Source organism: Candidatus Leptofilum sp. (assembly GCF_965223285.1).
GTDB lineage: Bacteria > Chloroflexota > Anaerolineae > Promineifilales > Promineifilaceae > Leptofilum.
The window spans coordinates 4,706,202-4,723,469 of record NZ_OZ244997.1 but is presented as its reverse complement, the minus strand read 5'-3'; the positions used below and the strand labels follow the sequence as shown (position 1 = coordinate 4,723,469).

21 protein-coding genes are annotated in these 17,268 nt (G+C 51.8%); 15 read left to right on the top strand and 6 right to left on the bottom strand.

The genetic code is table 11. The features are described 5' to 3' along the window. Positions 1 to 102 precede the first annotated feature (102 nt). The 6 genes from ACOQPU_RS21200 to ACOQPU_RS21175 form a co-directional block, all read right to left on the bottom strand. Positions 103 to 1,224 carry an FtsW/RodA/SpoVE family cell cycle protein gene (locus ACOQPU_RS21200; RefSeq protein WP_420641831.1) on the bottom strand — a complete coding sequence of 374 codons (1,122 nt, stop codon included), beginning with the start codon at positions 1,222 to 1,224 and terminating at the stop codon, positions 103 to 105. 150 nt (positions 1,225 to 1,374) lie between these two features. Continuing rightward, positions 1,375 to 1,650, bottom strand: a complete 276-nt coding sequence (minE, locus tag ACOQPU_RS21195) for a cell division topological specificity factor MinE (RefSeq protein ID WP_420641830.1) — start codon at positions 1,648 to 1,650, stop codon at positions 1,375 to 1,377. 12 nt (positions 1,651 to 1,662) lie between these two features. Beyond that, positions 1,663 to 2,466, bottom strand: coding sequence for a septum site-determining protein MinD (gene minD / locus ACOQPU_RS21190; protein ID WP_420641829.1), 804 nt, complete (start codon positions 2,464 to 2,466; stop codon positions 1,663 to 1,665). Between the two features lie 69 nt (positions 2,467 to 2,535). Next, on the bottom strand, positions 2,536 to 3,249 hold the full coding sequence (gene minC / locus ACOQPU_RS21185) for a septum site-determining protein MinC (RefSeq protein WP_420641828.1): 714 nt from the start codon (positions 3,247 to 3,249) through the stop codon (positions 2,536 to 2,538). Positions 3,250 to 3,519: 270 nt separating this feature from the next. Continuing rightward, on the bottom strand, positions 3,520 to 4,524 hold the full coding sequence (locus ACOQPU_RS21180) for a GDP-mannose 4,6-dehydratase (RefSeq protein WP_420641827.1): 1,005 nt from the start codon (positions 4,522 to 4,524) through the stop codon (positions 3,520 to 3,522). A gap of 91 nt (positions 4,525 to 4,615) precedes the next feature. After that, entirely contained in the window at positions 4,616 to 4,765 is a 150-nt protein-coding gene (locus tag ACOQPU_RS21175) for a hypothetical protein (protein ID WP_420641826.1), read from the bottom strand. A gap of 65 nt (positions 4,766 to 4,830) precedes the next feature. Between ACOQPU_RS21175 and ACOQPU_RS21170 the strand changes: the two genes are divergently transcribed. From ACOQPU_RS21170 to ACOQPU_RS21100, 15 genes are all read left to right on the top strand, one after another. Continuing rightward, the gene (locus ACOQPU_RS21170; protein ID WP_420641825.1) at positions 4,831 to 5,112 is read left to right on the top strand and encodes an AbrB/MazE/SpoVT family DNA-binding domain-containing protein; all 282 of its coding nucleotides are present in this window, start codon (positions 4,831 to 4,833) and stop codon (positions 5,110 to 5,112) included. After that, positions 5,102 to 5,548, top strand: coding sequence for a PIN domain-containing protein (locus ACOQPU_RS21165; RefSeq protein ID WP_420641824.1), 447 nt, complete (start codon positions 5,102 to 5,104; stop codon positions 5,546 to 5,548). Before ACOQPU_RS21170 ends, ACOQPU_RS21165 begins: the two co-directional genes overlap by 11 nt. A 41-nt stretch (positions 5,549 to 5,589) precedes the next feature. Then, the gene (locus tag ACOQPU_RS21160) at positions 5,590 to 6,528 is read left to right on the top strand and encodes a N(4)-(beta-N-acetylglucosaminyl)-L-asparaginase (protein ID WP_420641823.1); all 939 of its coding nucleotides are present in this window, start codon (positions 5,590 to 5,592) and stop codon (positions 6,526 to 6,528) included. A gap of 95 nt (positions 6,529 to 6,623) precedes the next feature. Then, a complete protein-coding gene (locus ACOQPU_RS21155; RefSeq protein ID WP_420641822.1) occupies positions 6,624 to 7,520 on the top strand; it encodes a haloalkane dehalogenase in 897 nt (298 codons plus the stop codon). 246 nt (positions 7,521 to 7,766) lie between these two features. Continuing rightward, entirely contained in the window at positions 7,767 to 8,516 is a 750-nt protein-coding gene (locus ACOQPU_RS21150) for a hypothetical protein (RefSeq protein ID WP_420641821.1), read from the top strand. A 44-nt stretch (positions 8,517 to 8,560) separates the two neighbouring features. Next, positions 8,561 to 9,226, top strand: a complete 666-nt coding sequence (locus ACOQPU_RS21145) for a hypothetical protein (RefSeq protein ID WP_420641820.1) — start codon at positions 8,561 to 8,563, stop codon at positions 9,224 to 9,226. A 239-nt stretch (positions 9,227 to 9,465) separates the two neighbouring features. Then, positions 9,466 to 9,591 carry a hypothetical protein gene (locus ACOQPU_RS21140; RefSeq protein WP_420641819.1) on the top strand — a complete coding sequence of 42 codons (126 nt, stop codon included), beginning with the start codon at positions 9,466 to 9,468 and terminating at the stop codon, positions 9,589 to 9,591. Positions 9,592 to 9,677: 86 nt separating this feature from the next. Continuing rightward, positions 9,678 to 12,095, top strand: a complete 2,418-nt coding sequence (locus ACOQPU_RS21135; protein WP_420641818.1) for an endonuclease MutS2 — start codon at positions 9,678 to 9,680, stop codon at positions 12,093 to 12,095. Between the two features lie 360 nt (positions 12,096 to 12,455). Continuing rightward, positions 12,456 to 13,169, top strand: a complete 714-nt coding sequence (locus ACOQPU_RS21130; RefSeq protein WP_420641817.1) for a hypothetical protein — start codon at positions 12,456 to 12,458, stop codon at positions 13,167 to 13,169. Between the two features lie 107 nt (positions 13,170 to 13,276). After that, positions 13,277 to 13,930: a tetratricopeptide repeat protein gene (locus ACOQPU_RS21125; RefSeq protein ID WP_420641816.1), complete on the top strand. Its 654-nt coding sequence runs from the start codon at positions 13,277 to 13,279 to the stop codon at positions 13,928 to 13,930. Between the two features lie 45 nt (positions 13,931 to 13,975). Further along, positions 13,976 to 14,704: a CPBP family intramembrane glutamic endopeptidase gene (locus ACOQPU_RS21120; protein WP_420641815.1), complete on the top strand. Its 729-nt coding sequence runs from the start codon at positions 13,976 to 13,978 to the stop codon at positions 14,702 to 14,704. Positions 14,705 to 14,765: 61 nt separating this feature from the next. Continuing rightward, a complete protein-coding gene (locus ACOQPU_RS21115) occupies positions 14,766 to 15,047 on the top strand; it encodes a hypothetical protein (protein WP_420641814.1) in 282 nt (93 codons plus the stop codon). A gap of 88 nt (positions 15,048 to 15,135) precedes the next feature. After that, positions 15,136 to 15,543 carry a spore germination protein GerW family protein gene (locus ACOQPU_RS21110; RefSeq protein WP_420641813.1) on the top strand — a complete coding sequence of 136 codons (408 nt, stop codon included), beginning with the start codon at positions 15,136 to 15,138 and terminating at the stop codon, positions 15,541 to 15,543. Positions 15,544 to 15,545: 2 nt separating this feature from the next. Then, positions 15,546 to 16,010: a GNAT family N-acetyltransferase gene (locus ACOQPU_RS21105; protein ID WP_420641812.1), complete on the top strand. Its 465-nt coding sequence runs from the start codon at positions 15,546 to 15,548 to the stop codon at positions 16,008 to 16,010. Between the two features lie 135 nt (positions 16,011 to 16,145). Further along, positions 16,146 to 17,150, top strand: a complete 1,005-nt coding sequence (locus tag ACOQPU_RS21100) for an aldo/keto reductase (protein WP_420641811.1) — start codon at positions 16,146 to 16,148, stop codon at positions 17,148 to 17,150. Positions 17,151 to 17,268: the final 118 nt, after the last annotated feature.

The following is a 17,268-nucleotide window of genomic DNA, read 5'->3' as shown; positions in this document are numbered from 1 at the left end:
CAGCCAACAGCTTCCACAATGGAAATTGGGAATTTGGACACGAAGAAACAAAGAAATTCTTCACTTTGTCCCTTTTTTCTTTGTCTCTTCGTATAAAAAATCCTATCCGAATTCCTGCTTACGGTGGCGCATGAGGACGGACTGGACAAGGCCAATACCAATGAATAAGGTGGTGAGTGAGCTGCCACCATAGCTTACAAAAGGGAGGGTAAGCCCAGTAACTGGCACCAAACGGACATTCATACCGATATTTACGGCCGTTTGAAAGAAAATCACCGTGGCAATGCCGACACAAATATATTTGCCCGCCAGATCGGGCGTGAGCCAGGCAACACGCAAAATGCGCCATAGAATAAAGCCAATGAGCAAAACCACCACCAGCGAGCCAAACAACAGCCCCATTTCCTCTGTCACCACCGAAAAGATGAAGTCTGTGTGCTGAACCCGCAAAAAACCGAGCTGGCTCTGCGTGCCGTTAAGGTACCCTTTGCCCCACCAGCCACCGGAACCAATGCTGATCTGGGCCTGCTCAATGTTAAAAATGTCATCCTCATCTGCATCTTCGGGGTTAACGAAGGTAGTAATCCGCTCCTGCTGATAATCGGCCAAGAATGGGAAAACGGCCGCTAGCGTCCCAATCCCCAAAACTGCCAAAATAGCGAAATGGGATAGCGGCAATCCGGCCAACCAAATCATCACAAACCAGACCGAAATGTACAAAATCGACATACCCAAATCTGGCTGCAAAAAGATAAGGGCGATGGGCACGCCCACGTAAATAAGCGAGGTAATCGTGTTGGAAAAGCGGCTAATACGGTCGCGACGACCAGCTAAAAATTGGCCAAACATCACTGGCAGAAAAATACGGCCGAATTCCGACGGCTGAATGCGAATATCAATCCCCGGAATGGCAATCCAGCGGCGCGTGTCATTCCCCAAGGCACCCGCCACCAAGACCAACACCAAGGTTAACAGCAACCCCGCATAGATGTACCAGTGGGACGAGGTAAAAACGCGATAATCAATTGTGGCAACCACCAGCATAAGCACCACACCGATAATCGCCCACTGCACCTGGTCAGCAGGCAGACCTGCCTGCAAAGGCGCACCCGTCACCGCACTACTGATCATCAAGATACCATAACCAGTAAGGAGCAAAACGGCCGCTACCAACCAAATATCAAAATAGCGCCAGACAGATGTGCGTCGAACCTGATCAACCATGCCCACCATTGTAAAACGCAAACCGCCCGATGGCGACACCGAGCGGCATTTTTACAGAAACTATTCAGATTTACCTGCTAAAACTTCAAAAGTCTTGCGAACATGCTCGCAATTGACCAGTAGCGTTCCAGACTTTTGAAGTTTATCCGTTTATTGAGCAGTTGCCCGGCGACGGCCGTTCTGCTGCAACAGCGGAATCTCCGCCACCAACCGGCTTTCCTGCGTCGTGTTGTCCAGATTGACCACCACGTTGTCCGGGTTAATTTCCAGCCGTTTGGCAATCACCTCAATGATGTCGTCCTTAATTTGCTCCAGCAAACCGGGCGACACGTCAGCCCGATCGTGAATCAGCACCATTTGCAGCCGCTGTTTCGCTGTAGCACCACTTTTCTCTTTTTTCCCTAACAGTCGCTCGAACCAATTCATTGCATACTCCTATTAGCTCTTGCTAAACCAACTATTAAAACGATCCAACAAACTAGCCTTGGCTGTTAGGTCAATAAATGGCACTGTCTCCCCTTCTAGTCGTTGCGCCACATTACGAAACGCCTGACTCGCGCTAGAACCATTCATGCCGTTCATGGCTACAGGCGTCCCCCGGTTAGATGAAACCAAAATTGACTCATCCTCCTGAATCACGCCAATCAAATCGACGGCCAAAATGTCAATCACATCATCAATTGATAACATATCGCCTCGGGCGACCATGGCTGGCTTCAACCGATTGATAATGAGCCGCCCCGGCCCTTTTTCTTCAGCCTCTAGTAAGCCAATGATACGATCAGCATCGCGCACGGCCGAAACTTCCGGGTTCGTCACGATAAGGACTTCATCGGCGGGGGCAACAGCGTTACGAAAGCCGCGCTCAATGCCAGCTGGCGAGTCGATGATAATGTAATCCATCTCCTGCCGCAGCTCATCGCAAACCAGCAGCATATCCGATGGGCTAACGGCCATCTTGTCGCGGGTTTGGGCGGCAGGGATAAGGTATAAATCGGGCTGGCGTTTATCTTTGATCATCGCCTGGCGCAGACGGCAGCGGCCTTCGATGACATCGACCAAATCATACACAATGCGATTTTCCAGCCCCATGACCACATCCAGGTTGCGTAAACCGATGTCGGCGTCAATGGCAACGACCTTCTTGCCTAGCATTGCCAGGGCAGAGGCAATGTTGGCCGTCACGGTCGTCTTGCCCACGCCCCCCTTGCCTGATGTTATGGTTACCACTTTTCCACTCATAATGATGTCTCCTGTAAAAGAGATTAGAGACTGGAGATTGGCTAAACTCCAGTCTCCAATCTCCCTTTTTTATCTTTGCCACATTTCGGCCACAATTTGGCCGTTGCGGATAGCCGCCTGTTCGGGGATTGCTCGACGCCCCTTCTCCTCTGGGGCGATGGCAATTTGGTTGGCGATGCGCAGCTGGGTTGGGCTAAGTTCAAGCGCGCAAATAACGGCCGTTTCATCCCCCAACGCCCCAGCATGAACCAAACCCCGTAGCCGCCCCCACACAATCACGTCGCCGCTGGCCACAACCTCTGCACCGGGGTTCACATCTCCAATGATCACCACGTGCCCCTCATGGTAAATTGAGCGGCCTGAACGCAGCGTTTCTTTAAGAATAAGCCCCCCTCGAGGCGTCTCTTCCTGAGGAACGGCCGTTTCTGGCTCTGCTGATTGCGACAAAAAGTTGCCGTTTAAATCAGTCTGGCTGCCAGACAGACGTGTTGCCAGAGTCAATTCGCGAGCAGCTTGCCGTGTATCGGGTTTATCAGCCAGCACAGCCCACAGCTCTAGCTGATTTTGCTCAAACAGCAGTTGCAGCTCGCGCAGCTCATCCTTGCCCAAGTTACGATAACCAACCTGCAAGGCCACCTGGCTTCCCTGCAAAAACGCTTGCTTTTGGGCTAATTCGGCCGTAAGCAACGGCAGCAAATCAGCAAAAGAGCCATGGTCCGGAACCGTGATCAGCAACCCTTCACGGATGCCTTTGATGCTAATTTGGGAAGCTACCTGTTCCATTACTTGCCTTTACAAACCAAGTTGGGGCATTTACGCCAGCTTAATAAATGCGGGATAATACAACAATACGCCTGTTGCAATAATACAACAATACCAAGCGAATTGCAAGCCCCAAAATCACATCTATATGCGAAGTATATTTAGTTAAGCTAAATCTATAGGGCATAGGTGGGTGGAAACGGCCGTATTTATATCAATCACGAATGACACGCTTTTAACGAATATTTGCATCATTTCTCTATTTGTATCATTCGTGATTATGAAAAAGCCTTACCGAAAACGAGCTAAATCAGCATCCACCATAATTTGCATTAATTCCTCAAATGAGGTTCGGGGTCGCCAGCCGAGTTCTTTTTCTGCCAGAGAATAATCCCCTTGCAGTACGCTTATTTCCGTTGGGCGTAACAAGGCTTGGTCACTAATCACATGCTCCTGCCAATCTAGCCCGACATGAGCAAACGCTATGCGGCAAGCATCTGCCACAGAGTAGGAACTGTTGGTACCGATGACGTAATCCTTGGGTTCATCATTTTGCAGCATGAGCCACATCGCTTCCACGTACTCTTTGGCATACCCCCAATCGCGCCGCGCCTCCAGAAAACCGAGTTTTAGCTTGCCGTCTGGGGTGATTAACGGCCGTCCCAACTCATCTAGCGGCGGATTGGTAATGTTATTTTTGATGCAGGCGACTGCGGCCGTAATTTTGCGGGTAACAAAGTGCAGGCTGCGGCGCGGGCTTTCATGGTTAAACAAGATGCCGCCGCAGGCAAACAGGCCATAGCTCTCGCGGTAGCAGCGGGTCATCATGTGGGCGTAGGCTTTGGCAATGCCATAGGGATTGTTGGCGTCGATGGGGGTTTGTTCGGTGGCGGCTTTGGCCTGCACCTGGCCATAAATCTCTCGGCTGGTCGCCTGGTAAACGCGGGCTTGCGGGGCAAAGTGGCGCACCGCCTCCATCACGCGCACCACGCCTAGAGCGGTGACTTCCCCTGTGTAAAGGGGGTGGCTCCAACTATCTGCCGGGACGGATTGGGCGGCAATGTTGTACACTTCATCAGGCTGATACTCACGCAGCAGCCGGGCGATGCTTTCGCTATCAATTAAATCGGCCGCTTCGATGATGATTTTGCCGATGAGGTGCTGTATGTTTGGCTTTTGGTAGGTGGTGTTGCGCCGAATAGTGCCAACCACACGGTATCCTTTTTCTAGCAGCAGGTCGGCCAGATACGAGCCATCCTGCGAGGTTACTCCAATAATCAGGGCGGTTTTACTCATATTATCTCCTCTGAAAATAAACCTCCGGGAGGTTCGAGAAGTGGCCTACTTTGCGTGCCAAACCTCCCGGAGGTTGGTTTTTCATTTTCATTTATGGTGGTGCGCCGTGGCGCATGAAGTCTCCTTCAAATATAAGTTTGCGATTGAGCGATGGTAGCAGAATTATTGAGGGAAATTGTACGGCCGTCCCACGATTCCCAACCTGTTTTAGCTTGAAATGCGAAAACGTGATTGATTTCATGAGAAATTTCCATTATTATTACTGAAAATCAGGAATGTCTGAAAGTCTGCAAAAAAGAGGTTGATATGGATAAAACAGTACAAGTGCGGCAGCGTGGAACCCTCACCTTGCCCGCCGATTTGCGTGATAAATACGGCATTCGGACAGGCGATACATTTCGGCTGGTTGATTTGGACGGCATCTTTGTATTAACACCAATGGTGCCTATGGTGCCAGAGCTTGCCAGAGAAATTGAACAAATGCGACTGGAGGCAGGTTTAAGCACACAAGAGCTTATCACGAGCTTGCGGGAACAAAGAGAAATTTACCACACTGAAAAACAGAACACCGAATCAAATGAGCCTTAAACCGATACCCCGCATTTTTGTGGATGCGGACGTGTTATTTGCCGGTTCAGCCGGTCCAAGCGAACATAGTGCCAGTCAGGTCATTTTGCGAATGGCTGAGATCAATCTCATAGATGCCCTGATTTCGGAACAGGTTTTTATTGAAGTCGAGAGAAACCTGGCGGCAAAATTGCCCCAAGCAATACCGAATTTTCGCCACCTTGTTAGCCGCTGCCTGCAAATCGTGCCCGATCCCTCGGCAAAATCTATCGAAGCACACCAAGGCAAAGCTGACCCCAAAGACCTGCCAATTTTGGTGGCGGCTGCCCGTGAAGGATGCAGCTGGCTGGTTACCTTTAACATTTCCCATTTTCAGCCCGGTCTAGAAGAAGTCACGATTCTAGAGCCTGGCAGTTTTATATTGCTTGTGCGGGATTTATTGATGCAGCTTTCTTGACCTATTTATTGTGGATTCCAACTGAACAGGAGCATTGACCCATGATTGTTGTTGCCAGCAGCAACGGCCGTATCGGCATACAAGCAGCCACTGATACTATACGCCAGGGAGGAACGGCCGTTGCCGCTGTAGAAGTCGGCATCCGCCTGGTAGAAGCCAATCCTGATGACCACACCGTTGGCTTTAACGGCTATCCTAACATTTTGGGAGAGGTTGAACTGGACGCCGGCATTATGAACGGCCGTACCCTGGAAAGCGGCGCGGTTGGGGCCATGAAAGGCTACCTCCACGCCATCACCGTGGCGCGGCAGGTGATGGAGCAGCTGCCCCACGTTTTGCTGGTTGGTGACGGTGCTAGCCGCTTTGCTGCTGAGATGGGGCATCCACCGCAGGCAGAAATGGTGCTGCCCGAAACCCGAGAGGTGTGGGCAAACCGCCTACGCACAGACATGAGCAACAGTGACATTGAGCAAATTGCCGAGCGCACCGATTTGGCTCGTTGGGTACAGCTGGCCACCGACCCAGAGCGCACCAAAGGCACCGTCAACTTCATCGCCCAAGACAAGGATGGCAATATTTGCACCGGCGTCAGCACCAGCGGCTGGGCGTGGAAATACCCCGGGCGGCTGGGCGACTCCCCCATCATCGGCGCGGGCAACTACGCCGACAACCGGTACGGTGCGGCGGCCTGCACCGGCATGGGCGAGATGGCGATTCGCGCCTGTACAGCCCACAGCCTGGTTTTTTATATGAAAATGGGTTTGAGCTTGGCAGAAGCGTGCCAGCGAGCGATGGCTGATTTGCGGGATTTGGCCGGCCGTTTCATCAGCGTTATGAATCTGGTGGCCATCGATAAAGAGGGAAATCACGCGGGGTATAGCTCTGTGGACGGCCGTACCTACATCTACCAAACCCTCAACATGCCCGACTACGAAGAGCTGCCCCGCACCGTCGTTCCCATCCCACCCCGCTGGGGTTAAACAGGAGTACAGCGAATTTGAGTAACAACGAATGGGAACAGCCAAAATTCGTTCGTTACTCAAATTTGTTGTTGCCACGATAAAGAGAGGAACCCATGGAAATCATCCGCACCCCCGATGACCGTTTTGAAAATTTGCCTGACTTTCCCTTTGCGCCAAACTACGTGGAAGTAAACGGCCTGCGCCTCCATTACGTGGACGAAGGCGCGGGCGAGACAATTCTTTGCCTGCATGGTGAACCAAGCTGGTCTTACCTTTACCGCAAGATGATTCCGCCGCTGGCAGCTCAGCATCGCGTAGTGGTTCCCGATTTGGTGGGATTCGGCCGTTCCGACAAATACACCGACCCCGAAGCCTACAGCTTCCAAATGCACCGCGACGTGCTGGTTGGCTTCATTGAGGCGTTGGATTTACAGGGGATTACGGCCGTTGTCCAGGATTGGGGCGGCTTGCTCGGTCTTACCATTGCCACCCAGCTGCCAGAGCGGTTTGCTAGGCTGGTGATCATGAACACCGGCTTGCCCACAGGCATGTTCCCCATGCCGGAGGCGTTCATGCAGTGGCGCGCTGCGGCCGAGCGGTTTGGCAACCGGCTGCCCGTTGGCCGCGTTATCCAGGGTGGCACCGTCACGGATGTGCCAAAAGAGGTGCTGGCTGCTTACGAAGCCCCCTTCCCCGATGAACGGTACAAGGCGGGAGCGGCCGTTTTCCCCCTGCTCATCCCTCTCAAACCAGACGACCCCGGTGCCGCCGAGATGAGCCGCGCCACGCGCCAGCTTACCCGCTGGACTAAGCCCGCCCTCGTCATGTTTAGCGATGGCGATCCCATCACCCGTGGCGGCGATGTGCTGTTCCGCAAGGGCATTCCCGGCGCACAAGGCCAGCCAGAAATCACCATTAAAGGCGCAGGCCACTTTTTGCAAGAGGACAAGGGTGAGGAGATTGCCGGGTATATTTTGGACTTTATGGGTAGAACGGCCGTCATGCCCTAGCCCACTTCTCCACAATAGGACTTTCCAGTAGTTGCCTTCAAATAGCATTAGGACGCGGACAAGCGCAGAAACACACGGATTATTTGCTTCTATCCGCGTCTTCCACGTTAATCTGCGTCCCATAAATTGAAAACTGAAAAAACCTGCTCTCTACAAAACAGACCTTCCGTATGGCCGCTTTACCCCGTATAATACGGTCAGGAAGGCATTCTTCTAGGCAATCGTTTAGGCAAATAGGGTTCCAAAATGCAGAAACAACTCAGCGAAAGCCAATACAATCGGATAACCATCAAAAAATATATTGTGTGGTACTACGGAACGCGACCGGACAAATTCTCATCACTCTGCTTTGAAGATGAGGATGAGAGTGATGACAATTTGCGCACCGTTTTTGATGGGCTTCCCCAAAATCTGGGCTTCGAATCCAAAATCGAACAGTTGATACTGACTTCGCTTCGCATCAAGAAGTACGAAAAATTAGTGCAGCTTTTGCAACAAAACAACCCCAAATTTGACCTATCCATCATTGAGATCACCAATCCGACCATTTCTTCCCCCTCAACCAAAACTGGGTCAGGCCCTGGCGGCAAACCACGCAGCAATGCCTGGACCAAGCAGAGTACGCAGCATCGCCTGGTAGAACCAGCCGTGACCCAGCCAACCATTTATGAAAATGCAGACACGCAGGTTGATGTGCCGCAAATTGACACATTCCGGCAGGACCTGGCCCGTTTGGATAAAAACATCAGCCTGCTGGGAGAGACAGAAAGGTTGTTGGAAACAATGAGCCAGATCATTAGAGATCTCTTGCTCGATGTGAAAGTCAGACGTCAAATGGTGCAAAACGAGCAGATGAAAGCAACGACCAAATCGAACACATTTCACAGCGAGCAGAAAGCCGATTCCCACGTGAGTAAGCCAGCTTTAATACGGCAACCTTTTTCCAGTCCATCAGGCAGTAGCTGGCAAGAGACAACCTTTGCTAAACCAAACTAAATGCAGGAGGAGACAGCACCATGAGTCCGAATGAGGCACAACAATTGAACAGTGACAACAATGTTGTAGATGAGGTGCCGCCATTACCTGATTATCAGATTGAACCAATTAATAAATTGCAGTCTGAATTAAGTGACAACGCGGCTTTGGCATCTGAAGTTGAAATGATTCTTCGGGAACATTTACGCCCCAAACCAGCCGGGGAAAGTATCGGGAAAATTTTAGCAGGTCTCAATCTATACCTGGATGAAGACCCTGCCTATTTCCTGCTGCATATTCTCCGGTTTAGCAATGATATTGCCTACATTCAACAAGTAAAAACGCTCTGCAACGACTCTTTTTGGAGCTTGTTACGGCGCTTTATTGCCCTTTTTGCCGAAGATGTGAGGAAGGCATATACGCTGCTGAATGAAAACCCCAATGCGTGGGATATCCTGAACCGTCACACCTTCTTCGACCATTTAACAAACACCTGGGTCATGTCCATGGAAGTTGTGAAATACAATGGCGAGCGGCTAGCCCTGGAAGAAACACCAGGAAGTGCCTTGACCCTGGTGCGGGGAATTCTGGACATGCTTCTGAATGTGCCTGCGGAAAGCGCACCTGAACTGATTGATAAAAATTATATGTCTGATACCTTGCATCAATTTTACACTTTTATCAATCATTACGCTCCAGAATTGCTTGCCGAAACGGATGAGAAGGAATGATTCTCCCCAAACATATAGCCTTCATTTTGGATGGCAACGGCCGTTGCCAATAACCAAAACCTTATACCAGGAAACGAAGAGACAAAGGAACAAAGAAAAAATGCCCTTTGTCTCTTCGTTTCTTTCGTTCCTTCGTCATAAATTTCCACAATGCTGATTTGCCGTTTACCTAAATAATTTAGCCAGAATCAATTTCGCAGGTATACTAGATCAAAATCTAAACGAGGAGGTTAATTTTCATGCTTGTCAATAAAACTGTATTGCTTGTGGGTCACATTGCCAGAGTGCGCGAAGGCGCAACGGCCGTATCCACCCACCCAAATATTCTTAACAAAATTCAACCGACTCGGACCATTCCCCGCTAAAACCACACCCGAGGGTATGTGCTTCCAAGTCGCTAAACCTACAGAATACACAGAAAATCTCTGTGTCCTCTGTGGCCAAACAAAAAATGGACACAAAATCATTACATACCCTGGAATATCACAAGGTACTCAACATTCTGGCTGGCTACACCAGCTTTAGTGCAGGAGAAGAATTAGCTCGCAAACTGCAACCCACCACCGACCAAATTTTGGCCGAGCAGTGGCAGCAAGAAACGGCCGAAGCCCTCCTACTGCTAGACACCCACACCAATATCACCATTGGCGGTGCCCGCGACGTGCGCCGCCCGGCAGAAAATTCCACACGCGGCTTCACCCTGCCTGCCGAAGATTTACTCGACATTCGCAGCACGCTCATTGCCGCCCGCACGCTCAAGCGTCAGTTGCTCAAAGTGGAAGATGAGTTCTCCACCCTGGCTGTCATTGCCGAACTCGTGGAGGAAGCACCCGGCCTGGTAGACGCTATCAGTAGCACCATTGATGAAAAGGGTGAGGTGCTGGACAGTGCCAGCAGCAAGCTAGGCAAAATTCGGTCTGATCTGCGGTCGGTACACGGCCGTATCCAAGACAAACTCCAGCGCTTACTCAACTCCAGCCAAAACCAGTGGCTGCAAGAGCCACTCATCTCCATGCGAAGCGGCCGTTACGTCGTACCCGTCAAAACCGACGCCAAAGGGCGCATCAAAGGCATCGTGCATGACCAAAGCGGCAGCGGCGCCACCGTCTGGGTAGAGCCGATGGCTACCGTAGACCTCAACAACGAATATCGCGGCCTGCAAATGAGCGAGCAAGCCGAAATCGAGCGCATCCTGGCCGAACTGTCCGCCAAAGTGGCCGACGTCGCCGACCGCATCATTCGCATTGTGGAGCGCATGGCCGAGCTGGACTTGATTTTCGCCCGCGCCAAATACGCCGCCATCATCAAAGGCGTGCCGCCCCAATTTGTAGAGTGGCGCGAATTTGAACAACCTAAGCCGCCCAAACACGCCAACGAACGCGCCAAATGGACACCCCCACCGCGCAACCTGCACCCTGGCAGCACCATCTGGATTCGTAGCGCACGCCACCCCTTGCTGCCCCCCCATGATGTTATCCCCACCGACCTGACGCTGGACGACGACACATTTACCGTCCTCATCACCGGGCCAAACACCGGCGGTAAAACCGTCAGCCTCAAAACCACTGGCCTCATGGTGCTGATGGCCCAATCCGGGATGCACCTGCCCGCCATCGAAGCTAGGCTCACCGTTTTTGAAGATGTGTTCGCCGACATCGGCGATGAGCAATCGATTGAACAAAGCCTCTCCACCTTTTCGGCCCACATGACCAACATTATTCGCATTTTGTCGCGGGTGGATGACCGCTCATTGGTGCTGCTGGATGAGCTTGGTTCTGGCACGGACCCGACAGAAGGTGCGGCGTTGGCGCAATCCGTCACCAACTTCTTGCGTGACAAAGGTGCCACCACCTTTATCGCCACCCATTACCCAGAGCTAAAACTGTACGCTGACCAGCAGCGCGGGGCCACCAACGCCTCCATGCTGTTCGACGTGGAAACGCTCTCCCCCACCTACGAAATGGCGATTGGCATTCCGGGCAAGTCCAACGCTTTTGCCATTGCCAGGCGGCTGGGGTTGGATGAAACCATTCTGGACGACGCCATGAAGCTCACCGGGGCAGGCAGTAACGAGGCCGAAAATCTGCTGGACGCCATTTACGATCTACGGGACAAAATCTCCTCAGAAGAAGCGGCCGCGCGGCTCATCCGCCGCCAGCTAGAAGATGAAAAGGATGCCCTAGCGCGGCAGCTAGAGCAGCTTGAGGAAGAGCGCGAAGCGGTGCTGGCCGAGGCGCAAGAAGAGGCGCGCCAAAAAATCGCGGCCATCGAGGAAGAGCTGCGCCGCGCCCGCAAGCAAATCCGGGATGCCCAGTCTATCAACAAGCTGAAAAAAGTGAGCAAGGATGTTGCTGCCCTGGAGGAAGGCGAGGTTGAACAGATTGCTCCTAAGGCAACCAAAGCACGCAAACCCACCAGCAATCGCCTTCAATTGGCCGTTGGCGACAAGGTAACAGTGAAGGCACTCAACACCGAAGGCGAAATTATCTCCCTCACTAAATATGAGGCGATGATCGCCGTCGGCCGTTTGCAAATGCGCGCCAAGCTGAGTGACTTGGAGTTCAAGAGCCGTCCCAAAGATGAAGAGCCAGAAATGGAATCAACACCGTTGGTATCGGCTCGTTCCCCCGGCGTAGAGCTAGACATTCGCGGCCGCCGAGTGGAAGAAGGATTGTCTGAACTAACCTCGTTTATCGACCAAGCATACCTATCGCAGATGCCGTGGGTGCGGATTATTCATGGTAAGGGGACGGGGAAGTTACGAACGGCCGTACGCAAGTCACTCAAAAAGAACAAGCACGTCTCATCCATCGAAGAAGGTAAAGATGGGGAGGGTGGTGCTGGCGTCACCGTCGTCAAATTCAACTAAAAATGAACTGGCCACAGAGGACACAGAGGAAAAGAGAAAAACCTCTTAAATCTCTGTGCCCTCTGTGGCAAAATAAACAAAAAGCCTTGCTGCTGCAAGGCCTTTTGCGGGAAGAGGAGAAAAAGGAGGAAATTGGGAATCAAGTTAGTGTATGATGCACTTAGTTTACGGTAAGGCACTAGGACCCGACAATAGGACGCACGTCCTATTTTTTGAGAGGGTGTGTGGGGCACTCATCAAGTATTAAAATGTTCACATTCGTGAATAGTTTACACATTCCTGACTATGGCTGATAAATGCATAAATTGCGGACAAACGGTAGCAGCTACAGACAACCGATGCTGGCATTGCGGACGAGCCTTGAACCCAACGGCCCCAACCGCTGCCCTTGATGCAGAGCTTGCGCCATCTTCACTGGATGTTGGCTCGATTTTGCGCTATGCAGGCTTAACGGCCGTTTTCCTCCTCCTCCTCATTCTCACCACCCGCGCCATTGGGCAAGCCCCACTGCTGCAATTTGGTGGCGGCACCGTTGTGTTGCCCGGCTGGCAGCCCGTCACCGATGGCGAGCTACAATTTAGCTTGAACCTGCCGGACACCTGGCAAATTATTGATCTAGCAGCAACACCCCAAGCCCCGGAAACGACAGCGCTTCCCCCCTTCCCAACATTGGCACAGCGTCTGCACAGTTTGGTGGCCGACGGTGAGATGCTGCTGCTGGGCGTGGCAGAAACGGCCGTATCCAATCCTGACGCCACCTTTGTCCTCGTTGGCCGCAGCCAACGCCTTACGCGCCTCTCTACCGAGCAATTTTTGTCGTATGCACAGGAACAGCGTTCAGAAAAAATGGAATTTCTTGATGCAGCGACGGTCAACAACAGTCCCGGCCCCACGCGCAGCCAGCTTCGCTTTAATTTGCAATTGGCAAACGGCCGTTGGCGTTGCCTGGAACAGTTTGTCCCCACCAAAACCGTCGTTTACCTCGTTACCACCTGCGCCCCGGCAGACCAATTTGCCCAAAATCTGGACGATTTCGAGACAATCTTTCGCAGCTTCCAGCCGCTAGAATCGTAAGCCACTCATTCCCCTACCGACACCCCATGACTACAGTCCCATCCGCTTGACGCTGGTTGACCCACTCTGTACAATGCAACCATAAATTAGGCAAAGTTGGCGACCTCATGACAAGAAAACAGAAGAAAGCAGTTGAATACAATCAAACAGGTATGGCACTTTACGATGCTTGGCAAATTGACAAAGCGGTAGACGCTTTTGCTGCGGCCGTTGCCGCCGATCCAGAAAATCCAGAATACCATCTGAACCTGACCCGCGCCTACACCAGGGGTGGCGATTATGATCAGGCAATGGCTGCGTTGGGTGGCTACCTGCAAACAGAAACGGAAGATGACGTTGCCGCCCGGTACGAGCAGCTTTTCTCAACAGGTCTGGACGACGTGGAATCTAACCTCATTGAGGGGATGAAGCAGCTAGATTTGGAACTGCCCCAAATTGGCAAAGCCATTCAGATGTGGCTGGAATATCGCATCGCCATCGGCAGACGGCCGTTACGCACCCCAAAACCGTCGCTCTGGGCGGGAGCACTCACTTACGCCATTGTCAAAGTCAACTTTTTAGAAATTACGCGCTCACAAATCGCGGCCGTTTTTGGCATCAACGAACGATCTCTCAAAGACAAGTATCAGGAAATCGTAGAAACGCTGGACCTGATGCCCGCCGACTACCGCTACTTCACGGGCGAAGAAAATCCGCTGGACAAATTGGTAGAAGCCGCCGAACTGCTAGAACAGCTAGACCGACACTTCCAGGAAGATTAATTCTGGTCTCGTCGCCACCACAATTGCATCACCCAATCGTTACAAATGAACGTCTCTTTGCGTACCATTGTCGATAATTTGCGCCAGGATAAACTGTACCTTTTCGGTGCAATCTACGTGCTCGTCTTTATGCTGGCTGCGGCCGTTATCAACTACTTCACCTGGACACCCGACATTGTCATTGTGGGCGAAGTAACGAATCTTTTTTGGCTACTTTGGATTTCACTGTATGTTCCCAGCTTCATTTTCGTCTGGTTTTCCGATTTCAGTTTGACAGAATTCGGCATTGCGCTTAATAAAAAGGTGATGATTTTTGTAGCACTGACTATTGTCAGCAGTGCGTGGTTTTATTTCCAGAACCCGGAGATTTGGCTGCAACTAAGCTGGTCTTCCTCGTTAGCTGAAGCGTTTGCCCGAACGGGCGAAGAGTTGCTATTCAGAGGCTTCGTCTATGCGCTAATTTTGCGGCTGTTCAAGGAAGCTAAAAAACCTCATCTGTGGGCTATCATCTTGTCTAGCGTGTTGTTTGTTTTACCCCACACACAAGTTTTCCTGCCAGAGCATCAAACACCTGTTTTTCAGCTTCTACTACTTGCCCTCATCTTTGCTTATTTCCGCCACAAAACTGGTTCAATTTTGTTGAGCATCACCTTTCACGTCCTTATCAAATCTGATTTGGTAGGGGTCTTGTTTAGCTGGGGGATTTATCTGTTCTTTTTGCTGTGGTCTTACGCCACAAATGATTTAACAAAACCAAGGCAAGCCATTACCTGATTTTCTCTGTGTAACCTTTGTGCGTCTCTGTGTTCCGCTTTTTATTTTCCAAAGGAGAGCCATGACCAAACTTACCGATTTTATTGAATGGAAAACTGTGCAGGGAACGGCCGTTTCCACCCCACACCATACCCTCATCCCCGAATCAAAAGCCCTCATCATCAACTTTCCCTACGGCGGCTTTGTGTGGCAGGGGCCAACGGCCGTCCTCGTTCAAAATGGCGAGCAAACCGAACGCCACCCGATTGTAGACGTTACCCGCCTCGCCAGCTTGAGCATCATCGGAGCCAGTCTGTTCCTCAGCTTGTTTTTCACCCTGTTCCGGCGACTTAAAAAGAAATAACCTTTGTAGCCGCGCTTTCTTAGCGCGTATCCTCTCAAAAAAATACGAGGATTGGAATCCTCGGCTACAAAGCTCAAAAGGAGTCATCATGAGCGATAGCTTTAATAAACTAATGATCAAATCCGTAGCAGACCAAGAATCCGCGAATGAACTCATCGGCAAGTTATTCGAGGTCACCCGCCCCGATGCCGTCTATAGCCAACCCATCACCGTCGGCGAACACACCATCATCACCGCCTCAGAATACATGGCAGGCATGGGCGTTGGCTACGGCGGCGGGGGTGGCACGTCCCCAGCGGAAGGGGAAGAGGGTGACACTGGCTTTGGCGGCGGTGGCGGTGGGGGCGGCACCACGATGGCCCGCCCGGTAGCTACCATCATTGTTAGCCCAGGCGGGGTGCGCGTAGAGCCAGTGGTAGACGTAACCAAAATCGCCATTACCATGTTTACGGCTCTGGGTGCCATGGCGATGGCTCTTCGCAAAATGAAATCATAGTCTTGCAACAAATCATCACCTACCGCCCAGCCCAAGTGAGCGATGAAACCGCCATTAAAGCGCTCATTCGCGCCGTGAATATCAACCCCATTGGGCTGAAGTGGCACCGTTTTCTAGTGGCAGTAGATGAAAATGGAGAACTTATTGGCTGTGGGCAAATCAAACCGCATTGGGATGGCTCGCGCGAGCTTGCCTCCATCGCCGTACAAAAAGCATGGCGGCGGCAGGGCATTGCCGGAGCCATCATTGAACAACTTTTTGCAAATGAGCAGCCCCCCATCTGGCTCACCTGCATGGACAAGCTCATCCCTTTTTATGAGCAGTTTGGTTTTGTAGAGGTGATGAGTGGAGACGGCCGTTCTATTCCACTCTATTATCGTTTTGCCCGTACCTTCTTCAAACCCATCCAGAAACTCAGCCGCATCCCCGGCTACCTCGCCGTCATGGTCTGGCCAGGGGGACACTGATAAACACTGATTTTGACTTATTATCTGTGTTTTCTGTAAAAATCTGTGTCCTACATAAAATGAAAGATAGCCAGCTCTGCGGTAAAATATCTCTCATAATCCTCTGTGTTCTCTGTGGCAAAAAAGGAACCAAGCATGAATCCAAAACCATTCGGCCAAACCAACTTAACCGTCACGCCAATCGGCCTGGGGCTGGCCGCACTGGGGCGTCCCGGCTACATCAATTTGGGACACGCCCAAGACCTAAACCACAATTACGATGTGGCCGCCATGGAAGCCCACGCCCACACCGTGCTGGATGCCGCCTGGAAAGCAGGCATTCGCTACTTTGACGCCGCCAGGTCATACGGCCGTGCCGAAGCATTCCTGGCTAGCTGGCTAAACAGCCGCCGAATTGCTCCCGCTAACATCACAGTCGGCTCCAAGTGGGGCTACACTTATACCGCCGACTGGCAGGTCAACGTGCCAGAAGGGCAGAAACATGAAGTGAAAGACCACACCCTGCCCGTCTTGCAACGCCAGTGGCAAGAGTCGCAAGCAAATTTAGGCGAGCAGCTTAACCTGTACCAGATTCACTCCGCCACGCTAGACAGCGGCGTGCTGAACAACCATGCGGTTCTCACCGAACTGGCCCGTTTACGGAATGCAGGCACCCTCATCGGCCTCTCCCTCAGCGGCACTGGCCAGGCAGAAACCCTCTGGCGCGCCCTGGAAATTGAGTTTGACGGCAAGCCGCTGTTTGGTGCAGTGCAAGCCACCTGGAACATTTTGGAGCAGTCGGCCACGGCCGTTCTCACCGCCGCGCACCAGGTTGGCTTGGGTGTCATTATCAAAGAAGCATTGGCAAACGGCCGTCTGACCTCACGCAACAACGCTCCCAGCTTCCAACCCCAAATGGAAATCCTCACCCAGCTTGCCAAGCAGCAGCACACCAGCGTTGATGCCCTCGCCCTCGCCGCCATCCTCAACCAACCTTTTGTGGATGTCGTTCTGAGCGGTGCTGCCCGAACCGACCACCTGCTCTCTAACATCGAAGCCATCAATGTCAACTGGCAACCTGAGTTGGCAGAAATTTTGCTGGAAATGGGGGAAGAAACGGCCGTTTACTGGCAAACCCGCAGCAATCTTCCCTGGAACTAATTTTCTAACACGATTCTGACATAGGACTATTGTGCAACCAATCTCAGAGCATAAAATACTATAGACCTATTGTAGAGTAACCACGGTACCTTGATACTTTCAAATGTATGCTTTCCTG